This window comes from Streptococcus oralis (assembly GCF_003944215.1).
Taxonomy (GTDB): domain Bacteria; phylum Bacillota; class Bacilli; order Lactobacillales; family Streptococcaceae; genus Streptococcus; species Streptococcus oralis_BI.
The window spans coordinates 85,105-102,520 of record NZ_RJVZ01000006.1 but is presented as its reverse complement, the minus strand read 5'-3'; the positions used below and the strand labels follow the sequence as shown (position 1 = coordinate 102,520).

Genomic DNA, 17,416 nt, shown 5'->3' with positions numbered 1-17,416 from the left:
AAGATGACAGAAAAAGAAATTTTTGACCGTATTGTAGCCATTATCCAAGAGCGACAGGGAGAAGACTTTGTTGTCACAGAGGCCTTGAGTTTGAAAGACGATTTGGATGCTGACTCAGTGGACTTGATGGAGTTTGTCTTGACACTAGAAGATGAATTTGGTATCGAAATCACTGATGAGGAAATCGACCAACTTCAAAGTGTAGCGGATGTGGTAGCGATTATTAAAGGTAAAAAATAGCCATAAGCAACATGCAAGTCATGTTGTTTTTTTGTTTGCAGAAAAAAGAGAAACTTTTAGTAGAAATTGCGAATAAAGAGATGAGAAAGAAAAAGGAGGAACGTTTATGTACATGCCAATCTTGTATCCATGGTTAATCAAGTGGTTTTTAAAATAAAAATGAATGAGTTGTTCATTTTCGAATTGTTTTTCGAATAGATAGGTGAGAAGAAAAGAAAGGAGACTACGCGATGTATTTACCAATCTTATTGCCATGGTTTATCAAATGGTATTTGAAATAAATGAAATTTACCTGTTCATTTTAAATCATTTCTCAAATAGATAAGTGAGAAGAACAAGAAGGAGAAAAATGATTTCAATTATTTTTCCAATCTGGTTTTTAAAATGGTTTAAGATCTAGAAGTCGTAAAACAAAAAATAAAAATAAAGGAGAAAAAGATGACAAATTTTGACAAAATGGAACAGAACTTTGTAGCTCTTACAGAAGAAGAGTTGATGGATGTGGATGGGGGAGTATGGCCGATTGTAGCTTGGATGATTGCTAATCCTGTGACAGCAGCTAAAATTGCTGGTGGAATTACTGCAGCAGGAATTGCAGGTTATAATTATGTGACGAGCAGATGGTAATAGAAGGAGGAGATGATATGGAAAAATCTATTTTAAAATTTGAAATAATGACTGATACGGACTTGCAGGAAATTCAAGGGGGAGCCTTTCCCCTTCTTATCCCTGTGGCAGTCGGTTTTGTAAAAGGTTTTGTATATACAGGTGGAGCTATTTTAACAACTCGAGCACTCTTTTCAGGTAAATAGGAGTCTATCATGAAAAAATTCTTATTAGGATTTGCTGAGGGATATTTTACCGTATCACTCATTATCTACATTGCAACGTATTTGATTATGAAAAATCCGATCAATACCTTGTTTTATCCAGAAACCTATCCAATTCTACTTGGTCTGTTTTATCTAGGATACAAGTACAAAACAAAAGAAAGTACGATTGGAAATTGATTGACCGTCAGATTGGAGTTTGGGATGAGAGTTGTTCAATTACTAGAAAAAGCTTGGCTAGAGACCACTGTATTATTTAGCTCGATAGCTTATCTAATTATTAGAATCGTGGCTGATGTAAACAAAATAAATCTACCTACATGGTTTGAATATTTTGATATGCCTACGATTTCATTATTCTTGATGACCTTTATCTTACTTTATAGAAGTGAAGAAAAAGATAACAAACGATGATAACATGAGTCTGATTTCTGTAGCTCCAGCATAAAAGCAATCTTGGAGTGTTAGACCAATGAACCATAATCTGCATTTAGTGAGGAAGGTGTCTGTGTGTTAAAAAAGAAGTGATGTTATTAGGGGGCTTCTACTAGTACGTATTGTACTTTCTATCCTTCAAGTTTTAATGGACTATAAGCTATTACCAGGAAAGTATAGTGTAAATTTCATGGAAGTTTCAGACTTGTTCTCTTATCCCCTACTTCTTTTAATCATTTACATAGCGGTAAAATACCATACTATCCAGAAAATAACGGCTAAAGAAGGCAATGAGGACGAAAATGACTAAGATTTTAAAATCTATTCTTGTATTTATTTTCCTATTTTCATCTTTGGGATACTAGCAATTTTAGGATTTCAGCTAACAATGAGTGAAAATAGTTATATGGTACCCCCGGTGTTTGCGTTTATCGTTTTATACACCATTCACAAAAGAAGTGGGAAAGGTAAGAAATCTGTGTAATTGGATATTTTAGGCAGGACGCTTGTTCTGCCTATTTTCTTTGGCAAAAAGTGCTGTTCAGGTGAGGATATTGTTTTTTCAGAAATAATTCCCTTATTTCTTCTTCGTTTGGTTAAAATAATCTTACAAAGTTTTTAAGAGATTATTAGAAAAAGGAGAAGGATATGAAATTTAGGAAAAGGTACTATCGTCCCCAGGTGGATCAAATGGATTGTGGCGTGGCTTCCTTGGCCATGGTATTTGGCTACTACGGTAGTTATTACTCCTTGGCTCATCTACGAGAGTTAGCCAAGACGACCATGGATGGGACGACCGCTTTGGGACTTGTAAAGGTGGCAGAGGAGATTGGATTTGAGACGCGGGCTATCAAGGCGGATATGACGCTCTTTGATTTGCCAGATTTGACCTTTCCTTTTGTGGCTCATGTGCTCAAGGAAGGGAAGTTGCTCCACTACTATGTGGTGATAGGTCAGGATAAAAAGCATATTCATATCGCTGATCCGGATCCTGGTGTCAAGCTGACCAAGATTTCCCGTGAGCGATTTGCGCAAGAATGGACAGGAGTCAGTCTCTTTATGGCTCCGTCTCCAGACTATAAACCCCATAAGGAGAAAAAACAGGGGCTCCTATCCTTCTTGCCAATTTTGCTCAAACAGCGGGGCTTGATTACCAATATCGTCCTAGCGACACTCTTGGTGACCTTGATCAATATCGTGGGTTCCTACTATCTTCAGTCCATCATTGATAGTTACGTACCAGACCAGATGCGCTCGACACTGGGCATCATCTCTATTGGGCTGGTCATCGTCTATATCCTCCAGCAGATTTTGTCTTATGCCCAGGAATATCTCCTACTGATACTTGGGCAACGCTTATCGATTGACGTGATTTTGTCCTACATCAAGCATGTTTTTCACCTGCCAATGTCCTTTTTTGCGACACGCAGGACAGGAGAAATCGTGTCTCGTTTTACAGATGCCAATAGTATCATCGATGCGCTGGCGTCGACCATTCTGTCGATTTTCCTAGATGTGTCGACGATTTTGATTATCTCGCTGGTCTTGTTTTCACAAAATATGACGCTCTTTTTCATTAGTCTACTTGCGCTTCCCATCTATACAGTGATTATCTTTGCCTTTATGAAGCCGTTTGAAAAGATGAATCGGGATACCATGGAAGCCAATGCGGTTCTGTCTTCCTCTATCATCGAGGACATCAACGGTATTGAGACCATTAAGTCTTTGACCAGTGAAAGTTCGCGCTATCAAAAGATTGACAAGGAATTTGTAGCTTATCTGAAAAAATCCTTTACCTATAGTCGGGCAGAAAGCCAGCAAAAGGCTCTGAAAAAAGTTGCCCAGCTCCTGCTCAATGTTGCCGTTCTCTGGCTAGGAGCCATTCTTGTTATGGACGGGAAAATGAGTTTGGGCCAGCTGATTACCTATAATACTTTGCTTGTTTACTTTACCAATCCTTTGGAAAATATCATTAACCTACAAACCAAACTTCAGACAGCGCAGGTTGCCAATAATCGCTTAAATGAGGTTTATCTAGTAGCTTCGGAGTTTGAGGAGCAGAAAACAGTCGAAGATTTGAGCATGATGAAAGGGGATATGACCTTTAAACAAGTTCACTATAAGTATGGCTATGGGCGTGATGTCTTATCGGATATCAATTTGACCATTCCACAAGGGTCTAAGATGGCTTTTGTGGGGATTTCAGGTTCGGGTAAGACCACCTTAGCCAAGATGATGGTTAATTTTTACGACCCAAGTCAGGGAGAGATTAGTCTGGGTGGTGTCAATCTTAATCAGATTGATAAAAAGGCCCTGCGCCAGTATATCAACTACCTGCCTCAACAGCCCTATGTCTTTAACGGAACGATTTTGGAGAATCTTCTCCTTGGAGCCAAGGAGGGGACGACTCAGGAAGATATCTTACGAGCAGTCGAGTTGGCAGAGATTCGGGAGGATATTGAGCGCATGCCTCTGAATTATCAGACAGAATTGACTTCGGATGGGGCTGGAATTTCTGGTGGGCAACGGCAGAGAATCGCTCTGGCGCGTGCTCTCTTGACGGATGCACCTGTCTTGATCTTGGACGAGGCGACTAGCAGTTTGGATATTTTGACAGAGAAGCGGATCGTGGATAATCTCATGGCTTTAGATAAGACCTTGATTTTCATCGCCCACCGTTTGACCATCGCTGAGCGAACAGAAAAGGTTGTTGTTCTGAATCAGGGCAAGATTGTCGAAGAGGGCACCCATGCAGGCTTGCTTGCACAGGATGGCTTTTACGCTCATTTGGTGAATAGCTAGAAAGAGGAGAAGATGAAACCAGAATTTTTAGAAAGTGCGGAGTTTTATAATCGTCGTTATCATAATTTTTCCAGTCGGGTGATTTTACCTATGTCACTTCTGTTCATGTTTTTACTGGGATTTGCAGTTTTTGCAGAGAAGGAGATTAGTTTGTCTACCAGAGCAACTGTCGAACCTAGTCGGATCATTGCCAATATCCAGTCGACTAGCAATCAACGCATTGTGGCCAATTATCTGGAAGAAAACAAGTTGGTCAAGCAAGGAGATCTGCTCGTTCAGTACCAGCAAGGGGCGGAGGCTGTCCAGGTTGAGGCATATGCCAGTCAATTGGAGATGCTAAAGGATCAAAAAAAGCAGTTGGGATATTTGCAATCCAGTTTGAAAGAGGGGAGTGATCAATTCCCAGAGGCGGATAAGTTTGGTTATCAGGAGATGTTTCGAGACTATCTCAGCCAAGCTAGTAGTCTTAGGAGCAATGTTTCGCAGCAAAATGCCAACATCTCCTCGCAGAATGCGGCAGCAAGTCAGAGCCAGGCCGAGATTGGCAATCTTATCAGCCAAACACAAGATAAAATTCGAGATTACAAAACAGCAAAGTCAGCGATTGAAACCGGAGCTCAACTGGATAGTCAGAATCCAGCCTACTCTTTTTACCAGACCTATAAAAACCAAGGTGAAGAAGATCCGCAAGCTAAATCGCAAGTTATTGCGCAAGTGGATGCACAAATTGCCCAGCTAGAGTCTAGTCTAGCTACGTATCGTGTGCAGTATGCGGGATCTGGAGCTCAACAGGCCCACGCAACGGGACTGGATAGTCAACTGGAATCACTCAAGTCTCAGCACTTAGTTAAAGTCGGTCAGGAATTAACTCTTCTAGATCAGAAAATTTTGGAGGCGGAATCGGGTAAGAAGGTACAGGGAGGTCTCCTAGATAAAGGGAAGATTACAGCAAGTGAGGATGGGGTGCTTCACCTCAATCCTGAGACTAGTGAATCTACGATGGTCGCAGAAGGAACCCTGCTAGCCCAACTCTACCCATCCTTGGAAAAAGAAGGAAAAACCAAACTCACAGCCTATCTCAGTTCAAAAGATGTTGCTAGAGTCAAGATTGGGGACTCTGTCCGTTATACAACGACTAATGATGCCAAGAATCAAATTTTCCTGGATTCCATGATTACAAGTATTGATGCGACAGCTACAAAGACTGAACAAGGAAATTTCTTTAAAATTGAAGCGGAGACTAATTTAACTTCAGAGCAGGCTGAAAAACTTCGTTATGGTTTAGAAGGCCGCCTACAGATGATTACAGGAAAGAAAAGCTACCTCCGTTATTTTTGGGATCAATTTTTGAATAAAGGGTAATATTCGTGTTTTTCAAAGGATAAATGATTTTAAAACTGTAAGAAGAGTTCATCTTGCAGTTTTTCTTTACGCTTAAAATAGGAAAACGTTATTTATTCGTAAAAACCTTGAATTTTTCATGCTTTTGTGGTAGAATGTGCTCAAGTAAAACGAAAGGCGAACTTTAAAATGTCAAAACAACTGATCTATTCGGGAAAAGCCAAGGATATCTATACAACTGAGGATGAAAATCTCATTATTTCAACTTACAAGGACCAGGCAACTGCCTTCAACGGTGTCAAGAAGGAGCAGATTGCGGGCAAGGGAGTGTTAAATAATCAGATTTCATCTTTTATTTTTGAGAAATTAAATGCGGCTGGTGTGGAGACTCATTTTGTGGAGAAAATTTCAGACACGGAACAGCTCAATAAAAAGGTTGAGATTATTCCTTTGGAAGTTGTGCTCCGCAACTACACGGCTGGCTCCTTTTCAAAACGTTTTGGTGTAGAAGAAGGTATCGCATTTGAGACTCCAATTGTCGAATTTTACTATAAAAATGATGATTTGGATGATCCCTTTATCAATGACGAGCATGTGAAATTCCTTAAAATTGCGGATGATCAGCAGATTGCTTACTTGAAGGAAGAAACCCGTCGTATCAATGAGCTCTTGAAAGCTTGGTTTGCTGAGATTGGTCTTAAGTTGATCGATTTTAAACTGGAATTTGGTTTTGATAAGGATGGCAAGATTATCTTGGCAGACGAGTTTTCACCAGATAACTGCCGACTTTGGGATGCAGATGGCAACCACATGGACAAGGATGTTTTCCGTAGGGGATTGGGAGAACTAACTGATGTTTACGAAGTTGTCTGGGAGAAATTGCAGGAGTTGAAGTAATAACCTAAAGGCTGTTTGGGAATATTGCAAGAGCTGAAATAAAGGAATTGGTTTTGATAAGGATGGCAAGATTATCTTGGCAGACGAATTTTCACCAGATAACTGCCGACTTTGGGACGCTGACGGTAACCACATGGACAAGGATGTTTTCCGTCGTGGCTTGGGAGAACTGACAGATGTTTATGAAGTTGTCTGGGAAAAATTGCAAGGTTTAAAATAGAACCTTCAAGGTCATTTGGGAACATTGCAAGAGCTGAAATAAAGGAATAAGAATTGATGAATAAACGTATTTTTGTTGAAAAAAAGGCTGATTTTCAGGTCAAGTCAGAGAGTTTGGTGAGAGAGCTCCAGCACAACTTGGGATTGTCAACTTTGAAAAATATTCGCATTGTGCAGGTTTATGATGTTTTTGACTTGTCAGAGAGTTTGTTTACACCTGCCGAGAAGCATATCTTCTCTGAGCAGGTGACAGACCATGTCTTGGATGAAGCGGTTGTGCAGACTGATCTTGCCAATTATGCTTTCTTTGCCATCGAAAGCTTGCCAGGACAGTTTGACCAGCGTGCAGCTTCTTCACAGGAAGCCTTGCTTTTACTTGGAAGTTCGAGTGAAGTGACAGTCAATACTGCCCAACTTTACTTGGTTAATAAAGATATTGATGCGACTGAGTTGGACGCGGTCAAGAACTACCTGCTCAATCCAGTGGATTCACGTTTCAAGGACATCACAGTAGGGATTGCCAAGCAGGAATTTTCAGAGTCAGACAAGACCATTCCAAAATTGATTTTCTTTGAAAGCTATACAGCAGAAGACTTTGCCCGCTACAAGGCTGAGCAAGGGATGGCTATGGAAGTGGATGATTTGCTCTTTATCCAAGACTATTTCAAGTCAATCGGGCGCGTGCCGACTGAGACGGAACTTAAGGTTTTGGACACTTACTGGTCTGACCATTGTCGTCACACGACTTTTGAGACTGAGTTGAAGAATATCGACTTCTCAGCTTCTAAATTTGAAAAACAATTACAGGCAACCTATGATAAGTATCTAGCTATGCGCGAGGAATTAGGCCGTTCTGAAAAACCACAAACCTTGATGGATATGGCGACTATTTTCGGTCGTTATGAGCGTGCCAATGGTCGTTTGGATGACATGGAAGTGTCTGACGAGATTAATGCCTGCTCGGTTGAAATCGAGGTGGATGTGAATGGAGTGAAAGAGCCATGGCTCCTCATGTTCAAGAACGAAACCCACAACCACCCAACAGAAATCGAACCATTTGGTGGCGCGGCTACTTGTATCGGTGGAGCTATTCGTGACCCATTGTCAGGTCGTTCTTATGTTTACCAAGCCATGCGTATCTCAGGCGCGGGTGACATTACAGCGCCGATTTCAGAAACGCGCGCTGGGAAATTGCCACAACAAGTTATTTCGAAAACAGCGGCTCATGGTTATTCTTCATACGGGAACCAGATTGGGCTTGCGACGACCTACGTTCGTGAATACTTCCACCCAGGCTTTGTAGCTAAACGTATGGAGCTTGGTGCCGTTGTTGGTGCAGCTCCCAAGGGAAATGTAGTCCGTGAAAAACCGGAAGCGGGAGATGTCATTATCCTGCTCGGTGGTAAGACTGGTCGTGATGGTATCGGTGGTGCGACAGGGTCTTCTAAGGTTCAAACAGTTGAGTCCGTAGAGACTGCTGGAGCTGAGGTTCAAAAAGGGAATGCTATCGAAGAACGCAAGATTCAGCGCCTTTTCCGTAATGGGGATGTCACTCGTCTTATCAAGAAGTCCAATGACTTTGGAGCAGGTGGTGTCTGTGTGGCTATCGGTGAATTGGCAGATGGTCTTGAAATTGACCTCAACAAGGTTCCTCTTAAATACCAAGGTTTGAACGGTACAGAAATTGCTATCTCTGAATCACAAGAACGGATGGCAGTTGTGGTGCGTCCTCAAGACGTAGATGCCTTCGTTGCAGAATGTAATAAAGAAAATATTGACGCTGTTGTAGTGGCGGCAGTAACTGAAAAACCAAATCTTGTCATGCACTGGAATGGGGAAACCATTGTTGATTTGGAACGTCGTTTCCTTGACACAAATGGTGTACGTGTAGTCGTAGATGCTAAGGTGGTTGACAAGGATGTCAAGCTTCCAGAAGAACGTCAAACATCTGCTGAAACCCTTGAAGCAGAAACCCTTGCGGTTCTATCTGACCTCAACCATGCGAGTCAGAAAGGTTTGCAGACTATCTTTGACTGCTCTGTCGGTCGTTCGACTGTCAATCACCCACTCGGTGGTCGCTACCAACTCACACCAACTGAGGCATCTGTGCAGAAATTGCCAGTTCAGCACGGTGTGACTCACACTGCGTCAGTCATGGCCCAAGGATTCAATCCATATGTGGCAGAATGGTCTCCATACCACGGTGCTGCCTATGCGGTTATCGAAGCAACTGCTCGTTTAGTGGCTGCTGGTGCAAACTGGTCTAAGGCTCGCTTCTCTTACCAAGAGTATTTCGAACGCATGGATAAACAAGCAGAGCGTTTTGGTCAGCCAGTAGCGGCTCTTCTAGGATCTATCGAAGCACAAATCCAGCTTGGCTTGCCATCTATCGGTGGTAAGGACTCCATGTCTGGTACCTTTGAAGAATTGACCGTACCGCCAACCTTGGTTGCCTTTGGGGTGACGACGGCAGATAGCCGTAAGGTCCTCTCTCCTGAGTTCAAGACTGCTGGTGAAAACATCTACTACATCCCAGGTCAAGCCCTCTCTGCAGAGATTGATTTTGATTTGATTAAGCGCAACTTTGCTCAGTTTGAAGCCATCCTAGCTGACCACAAAGTAACATCTGCATCAGCTGTTAAATATGGTGGAATCCTTGAAAGTTTGGCTCTTGCTATCTTTGGGAACCATATCGGTGCAGAGGTAACCCTGCCTGAACTTGAAAGTTCTTTGACAGCTCAGCTAGGCGGATTTACCTTCACCTCCCCTGAAGAAATCGCTGGAGTAGAGAAAATCGGTCAAACAAGTGCCGGCTTTACACTGCTTGTCAACGGTGTGAAGTTAGATGGACACAAGCTTGACAGTGCCTTCCAAGGGAAACTGGAAGAAGTTTACCCAACAGAATTTGCCCAATCTAAAGAATTGGAAGCAGTGCCAGCTGTCGCTTCTAACGCAGTCATCAAAGCCAAGGAAACTATTGAAAAACCTGTGGTTTACATCCCAGTCTTCCCAGGAACCAACTCAGAATATGACTCAGCCAAGGCCTTTGAAAAAGAAGGTGCAGAGGTTAACTTGGTGCCATTTGTGACACTCAATGAAGAAGCTATTGTCAAGTCAGTTGAAACCATGGTTGACAATATCGGCAAGGCAAACATTCTCTTCTTTGCAGGCGGATTCTCAGCTGCGGATGAGCCGGATGGATCAGCTAAATTTATCGTGAATATCTTGCTCAATGAAAAAGTGCGTGCAGCCATTGATAGCTTTATCGCTCGTGGTGGCTTGATTATCGGTATCTGTAATGGATTCCAAGCCCTGGTCAAATCAGGTCTTCTTCCATATGGAAACTTTGAAGATGCTAACAGTACCAGCCCAACCCTCTTCTACAATGATGCCAACCAGCACGTGGCCAAGATGGTGGAAACTCGGATTGCCAATACCAACTCACCATGGTTGGCTGGAGTACAAGTGGGCGATATCCATGCCATTCCAGTATCGCACGGTGAAGGGAAATTTGTCGTGACGGCTGAGGAATTTGCAGAGCTCCGCGACAATGGTCAAATCTTTAGCCAATACGTTGACTTTGAAGGCAAACCAAGTATGGACTCTAAGTATAATCCGAATGGTTCGGTAAATGCCATCGAAGGAATTACCAGCAAGAATGGTCAAATCATCGGTAAGATGGGACACTCAGAACGTTATGAAGAAGGTCTTTTCCAAAACATCCCAGGAAATAAAGACCAGCACCTGTTTGCATCAGCTGTGCGTTATTTCACAGGGAAATAAAAGGTATAAAAAATGACATACGAAATAAAATCTCTTAATGAAGAATGTGGCGTTTTCGGTATCTGGGGTCATCCAGATGCTGCTAAATTGACCTATTTTGGACTCCACAGTCTTCAGCACCGAGGTCAGGAGGGGGCAGGAATCCTCTCCAATGACCAAGGGAAATTGAAGCGTCATCGTGATATGGGCCTTCTTTCAGAAGTCTTCAGAAATCCTGCTAATTTGGATAAATTGACAGGAACTGGTGCGATTGGGCATGTGCGTTATGCGACTGCAGGCGAAGCTTCCGTAGATAACATCCAGCCCTTCCTCTTTCGATTCCATGATATGCAGTTTGGATTGGCTCATAATGGGAACCTGACCAATGCAGAATCCCTCAAGAAAGAACTAGAGCAAAGAGGAGCGATTTTCAGCTCTACCTCAGATTCAGAAATCTTGGCTCACTTGATTCGCCGTAGTCACAACCCTAGTTTGATGGGGAAAATCAAAGAAGCACTTAGCCTGGTCAAAGGTGGTTTTGCTTATATTTTGATGTTTGAGGATAAGCTGATTGCGGCGCTTGATCCTAATGGTTTCCGTCCACTTTCTATTGGGAAAATGGCAAACGGAGCGGTGGTGGTTTCGTCAGAAACCTGTGCTTTTGAAGTCATCGGTGCCGAGTGGATTCGAGATGTAAAACCAGGGGAAATTGTGATTGTGGATGACAATGGAATTCAGTACGATAGCTATACAAATGATACCCAGTTGGCGATTTGCTCTATGGAGTATATCTACTTTGCCCGCCCTGACTCTAATATTCATGGTGTCAATGTCCATACAGCTCGCAAACGTATGGGGGCTCAATTGGCGCGTGAGTTCAAGCACGAAGCGGATATCGTGGTCGGTGTGCCAAATTCATCACTCAGCGCAGCTATGGGCTTTGCAGAAGAATCAGGTCTACCAAATGAAATGGGACTTATCAAAAACCAATACACTCAACGGACCTTTATCCAACCGACTCAAGAATTACGGGAGCAAGGGGTGCGGATGAAACTGTCTGCCGTTTCTGGTGTTGTTAAAGGCAAGCGTGTGGTCATGGTGGATGACTCTATTGTACGTGGAACAACCTCTCGTCGTATCGTTCAGCTCTTGAAAGAAGCGGGTGCGACTGAAGTTCACGTTGCCATTGGTAGTCCAGCGCTAGCTTATCCATGCTTCTACGGGATTGATATCCAGACGCGTCAGGAGCTGATTGCGGCCAATCATACGGTTGAAGAGACTTGTCAAATCATTGGTGCGGATAGCCTGACCTATCTTTCGATTGATGGCTTGATCAACTCTATCGGGATTGAAACAGATGCGCCAAATGGTGGGCTTTGCGTCGCTTACTTTGACGGCGACTACCCAACACCTCTCTACGACTATGAGGAAGAATATCGTAGAAGCTTGGGGGATAAGACCAGTTTTTACAAATAGACGGATAAAGACTCTCCGTGAAAGGAAAGGAATAAACAAATGACAAATAAAAATGCATACGCTCCACGTCTCACTACTGACTAAAAGCTAAAGCATTTGTCAGTAGACGCTTTCTCCTATGGGGCCAAAGCTAGAGCCCTGACTAGTATTTTTAGATAAAATAATTGTTTATCTAAAAATACGTCGCAATCTTCTCAAAGAAAAGGAAAAATAAAATGGCAAATAAAAATGCGTACGCCCAGTCGGGTGTGGATGTTGAAGCGGGTTATGAAGTTGTTGAACGGATCAAAAAGCATGTAGCGCGTACGGAGCGTGCGGGTGTCATGGGAGCTCTTGGTGGCTTTGGTGGCATGTTTGACCTTTCAAAAACAGGTGTCAAAGAGCCTGTATTGATCTCAGGGACTGATGGCGTCGGGACCAAGCTCATGTTGGCCATCAAGTATGACAAGCATGATACGATTGGGCAGGACTGTGTGGCCATGTGTGTCAATGATATCATCGCTGCAGGTGCGGAGCCCCTCTATTTCCTCGACTATGTGGCGACAGGGAAGAATGAACCAGCTAAACTAGAACAAGTCGTAGCTGGTGTAGCAGAAGGCTGTGTGCAGGCTGGTGCCGCCCTCATCGGTGGGGAAACGGCTGAAATGCCTGGAATGTACGGCGAAGATGACTATGACTTGGCTGGATTTGCGGTCGGTGTGGCTGAAAAATCCCAAATCATTGACGGTTCAAAAGTGGCAGAAGGTGATGTGCTTCTTGGGCTTGCTTCGAGTGGGATTCACTCAAATGGCTACTCACTCGTCCGTCGTGTCTTTGCGGACTACACAGGTGAGGAAGTCTTGCCAGAATTGGAAGGCAAGAAACTCAAGGAAGTCCTTCTTGAGCCGACTCGTATCTATGTCAAGGCTGTCTTACCGCTCATCAAAGAAGAGTTGGTCAACGGTATTGCCCATATCACTGGTGGTGGATTTATCGAGAATGTCCCTCGTATGTTTGCGGATGACCTGGCTGCTGAGATTGAGGAAAGCAAAGTTCCAGTCCTCCCGATTTTCAAAGCCCTTGAAAAATACGGTGAAATCAAGCATGAGGAAATGTTTGAAATCTTCAATATGGGTGTGGGACTCATGTTGGCAGTTAGCCCTGAAAATGTAGGTCGTGTCAAAGAATTGCTGGATGAACCAGTCTATGAAATTGGTCGCATCGTCAAGAAAGAAAACGAAAGTGTCATCATCAAATGAAAAAAATAGCGGTTTTTGCCTCTGGTAATGGCTCAAATTTTCAGGTGATTGCTGAAGAGTTTCCGGTGGAGTTTGTCTTTTCAGACCATCGAGATGCCTATGTGCTCAAGCGGGCAGACAAGCTTGGCGTTCTGTCCTATGCTTTTGAACTCAAGGAGTTTGAGAACAAGGCAGACTACGAAGCAGCTCTTGTTGAACTCTTGGAAGAGCACCAGATTGACTTGGTTTGCCTAGCAGGCTATATGAAAATCGTTGGGCCACCCTTATTGGCGACTTATGAAGGTCGGATCATTAATATCCATCCAGCCTACCTGCCAGAATTTCCAGGAACTCACGGAATTGAGGACGCTTGGAATGCTGGTGTTACTGAGAGCGGTGTTACCATTCACTGGGTGGATTCGGGTGTGGATACAGGAAAGGTTATCAAACAAGTCCGCGTACCACGGCTCGCTGATGATACCATTGACAATTTTGAAGCTCGCATTCATGAGGCAGAGTACAAGTTGTATCCAGAGGTGCTGGAAAGTTTAGGGGTGGGGAGAAGGTAAGAAGTAAATCAAGTTTTGATTGTGCAATATTGCTAGGAGAAAAAATGATTGAACTGAAATTAGTAGATGAGAGCAGTTTTCAGGCAGTGCTGGATTTGAAAATATCTGATGCTGATGAACGAGCACGTTTCGTGGCTCCAAATGTACGCTCTTTAGCTGACGCATGGCTCTACCGGAAAAATGAGGATGTGTTTCCGATGGCAATCTATTGGGATGAGCAAGTGGTTGGCTTTCTCCTGCTGGAAATAGACAAGGATGAAGCGGAATACTTTATCTGGCGGATAATGATTGGTCAGCAGTACCAAGGAAGAGGTTATGGTCGAAAAGCCTTGGAAGTTCTAATTAAAGAGGCTCAGATGGATAGAGCTTGCAGTCATATTATCGCTGATTATGTGGTTGGAAATGAAAAAATGAAGCACCTGCTGACTAGTCTGGGTTTTCAGGAAACAGAATTTATAGAAGAAAATAACGAAATCGCTATGCGCTTGGACCTAAAGAAAGAGGAATAGAATGACGAAAAAAGCCTTAATCAGCGTCTCAGACAAAGCGGGCATTGTTGAATTTGCCCAAGAACTTAAAAAACTTGGTTGGGATATTATCTCGACAGGTGGGACAAAGGTTACCCTTGATAATGCTGGGGTGGAGACCATTGCAATTGATGATGTGACGGGTTTCCCAGAAATGATGGACGGTCGTGTCAAGACCCTTCATCCAAATATTCACGGTGGGCTCCTTGCTCGTCGTGATCTTGGCAGCCATCTAGAGGCTGCTAAGGACAATAAGATTGAATTGATTGACCTTGTTGTAGTCAACCTTTACCCATTCAAGGAAACGATTCTCAAACCAGATGTGACGTATGCTGACGCAGTTGAAAATATCGATATCGGTGGGCCTTCTATGCTTCGTTCAGCGGCTAAAAACCACGCCAGCGTGACGGTTGTGGTAGACCCAGCGGATTATGCTGTTGTTCTTGACGAATTGTCAGCAAACGGTGAAACGACTTATGAAACTCGCCAACGTTTAGCAGCCAAGGTTTTCCGTCACACAGCTGCTTATGATGCCTTGATTGCAGAGTACTTCACAGCTCAAGTGGGTGAAGTAAAGCCTGAAAAGCTCACTTTGACCTATGACCTCAAACAATCCATGCGTTACGGTGAAAATCCTCAGCAGGATGCGGACTTCTACCAAAAAGCTTTGCCGACTGACTATTCGATTGCATCAGCGAAACAGCTCAACGGTAAAGAATTGTCCTTTAACAATATCCGTGATGCGGATGCGGCGATTCGTATTATTCGTGATTTCAAAGACCGTCCAACCGTTGTGGCTTTGAAACACATGAATCCATGTGGAATTGGTCAAGCTGATGACATCGAAACTGCTTGGGACTATGCATATGAGTCTGACCCAGTGTCTATCTTTGGTGGAATTGTCGTTCTCAACCGTGAGGTGGATGCTGCGACTGCTGAGAAGATGCACGGCGTTTTCCTTGAGATCATTATCGCACCGAGCTATACAGATGAAGCGCTAGCCATTTTGACCAACAAAAAGAAAAACTTGCGTATCCTTGCCTTGCCATTTGACGCTCAAGATGCTAGTGAAGTGGAAGCAGAGTACACAGGCGTGGTTGGAGGTCTCCTCGTGCAAAATCAAGATGTGGTCAAGGAAAGCCCAGCTGACTGGAAAGTAGTGACCAAGCGCCAACCAACCGAGACAGAGGCGACTGCCCTTGAGTTCGCTTGGAAGGCTATCAAGTACGTCAAATCAAACGGGATCATCATCACCAACGACCACATGACACTTGGTGTTGGCCCAGGTCAAACCAACCGTGTGGCTTCTGTTCGTATCGCCATTGAACAAGCTAAAGACCGCCTTGACGGCGCTGTGCTTGCTTCAGATGCCTTCTTCCCATTCGCGGATAACGTGGAAGAAATCGCCAAAGCAGGAATTAAGGCCATCATCCAGCCAGGTGGATCAGTCCGTGACCAAGAGTCTATCGAAGCTGCAGATAAATACGGCTTGACCATGGTCTTCACAGGCGTGAGACATTTTAGACATTAAGAAGACAAAAGGGAAGAAAACAGTTTCTTTCCTTTTTTGCTTAAAAAATCTTAACGAAACAAGATTAAAACGAACGTTTGTGATATAATGTTAGTAAATAATTCGCAAAAGAGGTTGAGAGATGAAGCTTTTAGTTGTTGGTTCAGGCGGTCGTGAGCATGCGATTGCCAAGAAGTTGTTGAAGTCTAAGGTTGTGGAGCAGGTGTTTGTAGCTCCTGGAAATGACGGGATGACTTTGGATGGGTTGGAATTGGTGGATATCTCTATTTCCGAACATTCTAAGTTGATTGAATTTGCAAAGACCAACGATATCGCTTGGACCTTCATTGGCCCAGATGATGCCCTTGCTGCTGGAATCGTGGATGATTTTAATCAAGCTGGGCTTAAGGCCTTTGGTCCGACAAGATTAGCAGCGGAGCTGGAGTGGTCCAAGGATTTCGCAAAGGAAATCATGCTCAAATATGGTGTTCCGACAGCAGCCTATGGCACTTTTTCAGATTTCGAGGAGGCCAAGGCCTATATCGAGGAGAAAGGCGCTCCAATCGTCGTCAAGGCGGATGGATTGGCTCTTGGGAAAGGTGTCGTCGTTGCTGAAACGGTTGAGCAAGCGGTCGAAGCCGCTCACGAGATGCTTTTGGACAATAAATTCGGTGATTCTGGTGCGCGTGTGGTTATTGAGGAATTCCTTGACGGGGAAGAGTTCTCTCTCTTTGCCTTTGTCAATGGAGACAAGTTCTACATCATGCCAACGGCTCAGGATCACAAACGTGCCTACGATGGCGACAAGGGGCCTAACACTGGTGGCATGGGTGCCTATGCGCCAGTTCCTCACTTGACACAGTGTGTAGTTGATACAGCGGTTGAGACTATTGTCAAGCCAGTCCTTGAGGGCATGATCCAGGAAGGGCGCCCCTATCTTGGTGTTCTTTATGCAGGGCTTATCTTGACAGTTGATGGTCCTAAGGTCATCGAGTTCAACGCTCGTTTTGGAGATCCAGAAACGCAAATTATCTTGCCTCGTCTGACATCTGACTTTGCACAAAATATTACGGCTATTCTCGATGGCAAGGAGCCAACCATTACCTGGACAGACAAGGGTGTGACTCTGGGCGTGGTTGTCGCATCAAACGGCTACCCGCTAGACTATGAAAAAGGTGTTGAATTGCCAGCAAAAACCGAGGGAGATATCATCACCTACTATGCAGGGGCTAAGTTTTCGGAAAATAGCAGGGCACTGCTCTCAAACGGCGGACGAGTCTATATGCTCGTCACCACAGCAGACACCGTCAAAGAAGCCCAAGAAACCATCTACCAAGAACTCTCCCAACAAAAAACAGAAGGCCTCTTTTACCGAACAGATATCGGAAGTAAGGCCATTAAGTAAAGATATAAGAATAACGCGACGAAGTCGCCAAATACGATAATGGTCGTCGTGGTGAAAAGACCAGAACAGTGAATGTTCTGGTCGGGGGAAACTTTGAGACCCTAGGCTCAAAGTTTAGGAATGAAACCGAAGGTTTGCTTCCGTCCCCACCACCTGAGACCATTATCAAAAAAGAAAAGGATATTA

15 protein-coding genes and 2 pseudogenes are annotated in these 17,416 nt (G+C 43.8%); all 17 read left to right on the top strand.

The window, feature by feature from the left end:
- The first annotated feature begins 3 nt into the window (after window positions 1–3).
- Window positions 4–240 carry an acyl carrier protein gene (locus D8804_RS04850; RefSeq protein ID WP_125399012.1) on the top strand — a complete coding sequence of 79 codons (237 nt, stop codon included), beginning with the start codon at window positions 4–6 and terminating at the stop codon, window positions 238–240.
- 438 nt (window positions 241–678) lie between these two features.
- Complete coding sequence (locus tag D8804_RS04845) at window positions 679–867, top strand: class IIb bacteriocin, lactobin A/cerein 7B family (protein ID WP_125399011.1); 189 nt, start codon at window positions 679–681, stop codon at window positions 865–867.
- Between the two features lie 17 nt (window positions 868–884).
- A complete protein-coding gene (locus D8804_RS04840; protein WP_125399010.1) occupies window positions 885–1,052 on the top strand; it encodes a bacteriocin in 168 nt (55 codons plus the stop codon).
- A 9-nt stretch (window positions 1,053–1,061) separates the two neighbouring features.
- Complete coding sequence (locus D8804_RS04835; protein WP_125399009.1) at window positions 1,062–1,250, top strand: hypothetical protein; 189 nt, start codon at window positions 1,062–1,064, stop codon at window positions 1,248–1,250.
- Between the two features lie 24 nt (window positions 1,251–1,274).
- Window positions 1,275–1,484 carry a bacteriocin immunity protein gene (locus tag D8804_RS04830; protein ID WP_125399008.1) on the top strand — a complete coding sequence of 70 codons (210 nt, stop codon included), beginning with the start codon at window positions 1,275–1,277 and terminating at the stop codon, window positions 1,482–1,484.
- 323 nt (window positions 1,485–1,807) lie between these two features.
- Window positions 1,808–1,989: pseudogene (locus tag D8804_RS10205) on the top strand (hypothetical protein).
- 164 nt (window positions 1,990–2,153) lie between these two features.
- Window positions 2,154–4,307, top strand: coding sequence for a peptide cleavage/export ABC transporter ComA (gene comA / locus D8804_RS04820; protein WP_125399007.1), 2,154 nt, complete (start codon window positions 2,154–2,156; stop codon window positions 4,305–4,307).
- 12 nt (window positions 4,308–4,319) lie between these two features.
- Window positions 4,320–5,669, top strand: coding sequence for a competence pheromone export protein ComB (gene comB, locus D8804_RS04815; RefSeq protein WP_125399006.1), 1,350 nt, complete (start codon window positions 4,320–4,322; stop codon window positions 5,667–5,669).
- 168 nt (window positions 5,670–5,837) lie between these two features.
- A complete protein-coding gene (purC, locus tag D8804_RS04810; RefSeq protein WP_161976025.1) occupies window positions 5,838–6,545 on the top strand; it encodes a phosphoribosylaminoimidazolesuccinocarboxamide synthase in 708 nt (235 codons plus the stop codon).
- Between the two features lie 49 nt (window positions 6,546–6,594).
- Window positions 6,595–6,765: pseudogene (locus tag D8804_RS04805) on the top strand (phosphoribosylaminoimidazolesuccinocarboxamide synthase); the annotation flags it as partial.
- A 56-nt stretch (window positions 6,766–6,821) separates the two neighbouring features.
- Window positions 6,822–10,547: a phosphoribosylformylglycinamidine synthase gene (locus D8804_RS04800; RefSeq protein ID WP_125399004.1), complete on the top strand. Its 3,726-nt coding sequence runs from the start codon at window positions 6,822–6,824 to the stop codon at window positions 10,545–10,547.
- Between the two features lie 12 nt (window positions 10,548–10,559).
- Window positions 10,560–12,002: an amidophosphoribosyltransferase gene (gene purF / locus D8804_RS04795; RefSeq protein ID WP_125399003.1), complete on the top strand. Its 1,443-nt coding sequence runs from the start codon at window positions 10,560–10,562 to the stop codon at window positions 12,000–12,002.
- Between the two features lie 215 nt (window positions 12,003–12,217).
- On the top strand, window positions 12,218–13,240 hold the full coding sequence (purM, locus tag D8804_RS04790) for a phosphoribosylformylglycinamidine cyclo-ligase (protein WP_001284586.1): 1,023 nt from the start codon (window positions 12,218–12,220) through the stop codon (window positions 13,238–13,240).
- Window positions 13,237–13,788 carry a phosphoribosylglycinamide formyltransferase gene (gene purN / locus D8804_RS04785; protein WP_125399002.1) on the top strand — a complete coding sequence of 184 codons (552 nt, stop codon included), beginning with the start codon at window positions 13,237–13,239 and terminating at the stop codon, window positions 13,786–13,788. Before purM ends, purN begins: the two co-directional genes overlap by 4 nt.
- A gap of 44 nt (window positions 13,789–13,832) precedes the next feature.
- Window positions 13,833–14,297 carry a GNAT family N-acetyltransferase gene (locus D8804_RS04780; RefSeq protein ID WP_125391655.1) on the top strand — a complete coding sequence of 155 codons (465 nt, stop codon included), beginning with the start codon at window positions 13,833–13,835 and terminating at the stop codon, window positions 14,295–14,297.
- A gap of 1 nt (window position 14,298) precedes the next feature.
- Complete coding sequence (gene purH, locus D8804_RS04775; RefSeq protein WP_125399001.1) at window positions 14,299–15,846, top strand: bifunctional phosphoribosylaminoimidazolecarboxamide formyltransferase/IMP cyclohydrolase; 1,548 nt, start codon at window positions 14,299–14,301, stop codon at window positions 15,844–15,846.
- 121 nt (window positions 15,847–15,967) lie between these two features.
- Window positions 15,968–17,230, top strand: coding sequence for a phosphoribosylamine--glycine ligase (purD, locus tag D8804_RS04770; protein ID WP_125399000.1), 1,263 nt, complete (start codon window positions 15,968–15,970; stop codon window positions 17,228–17,230).
- Window positions 17,231–17,416 lie beyond the last annotated feature (186 nt).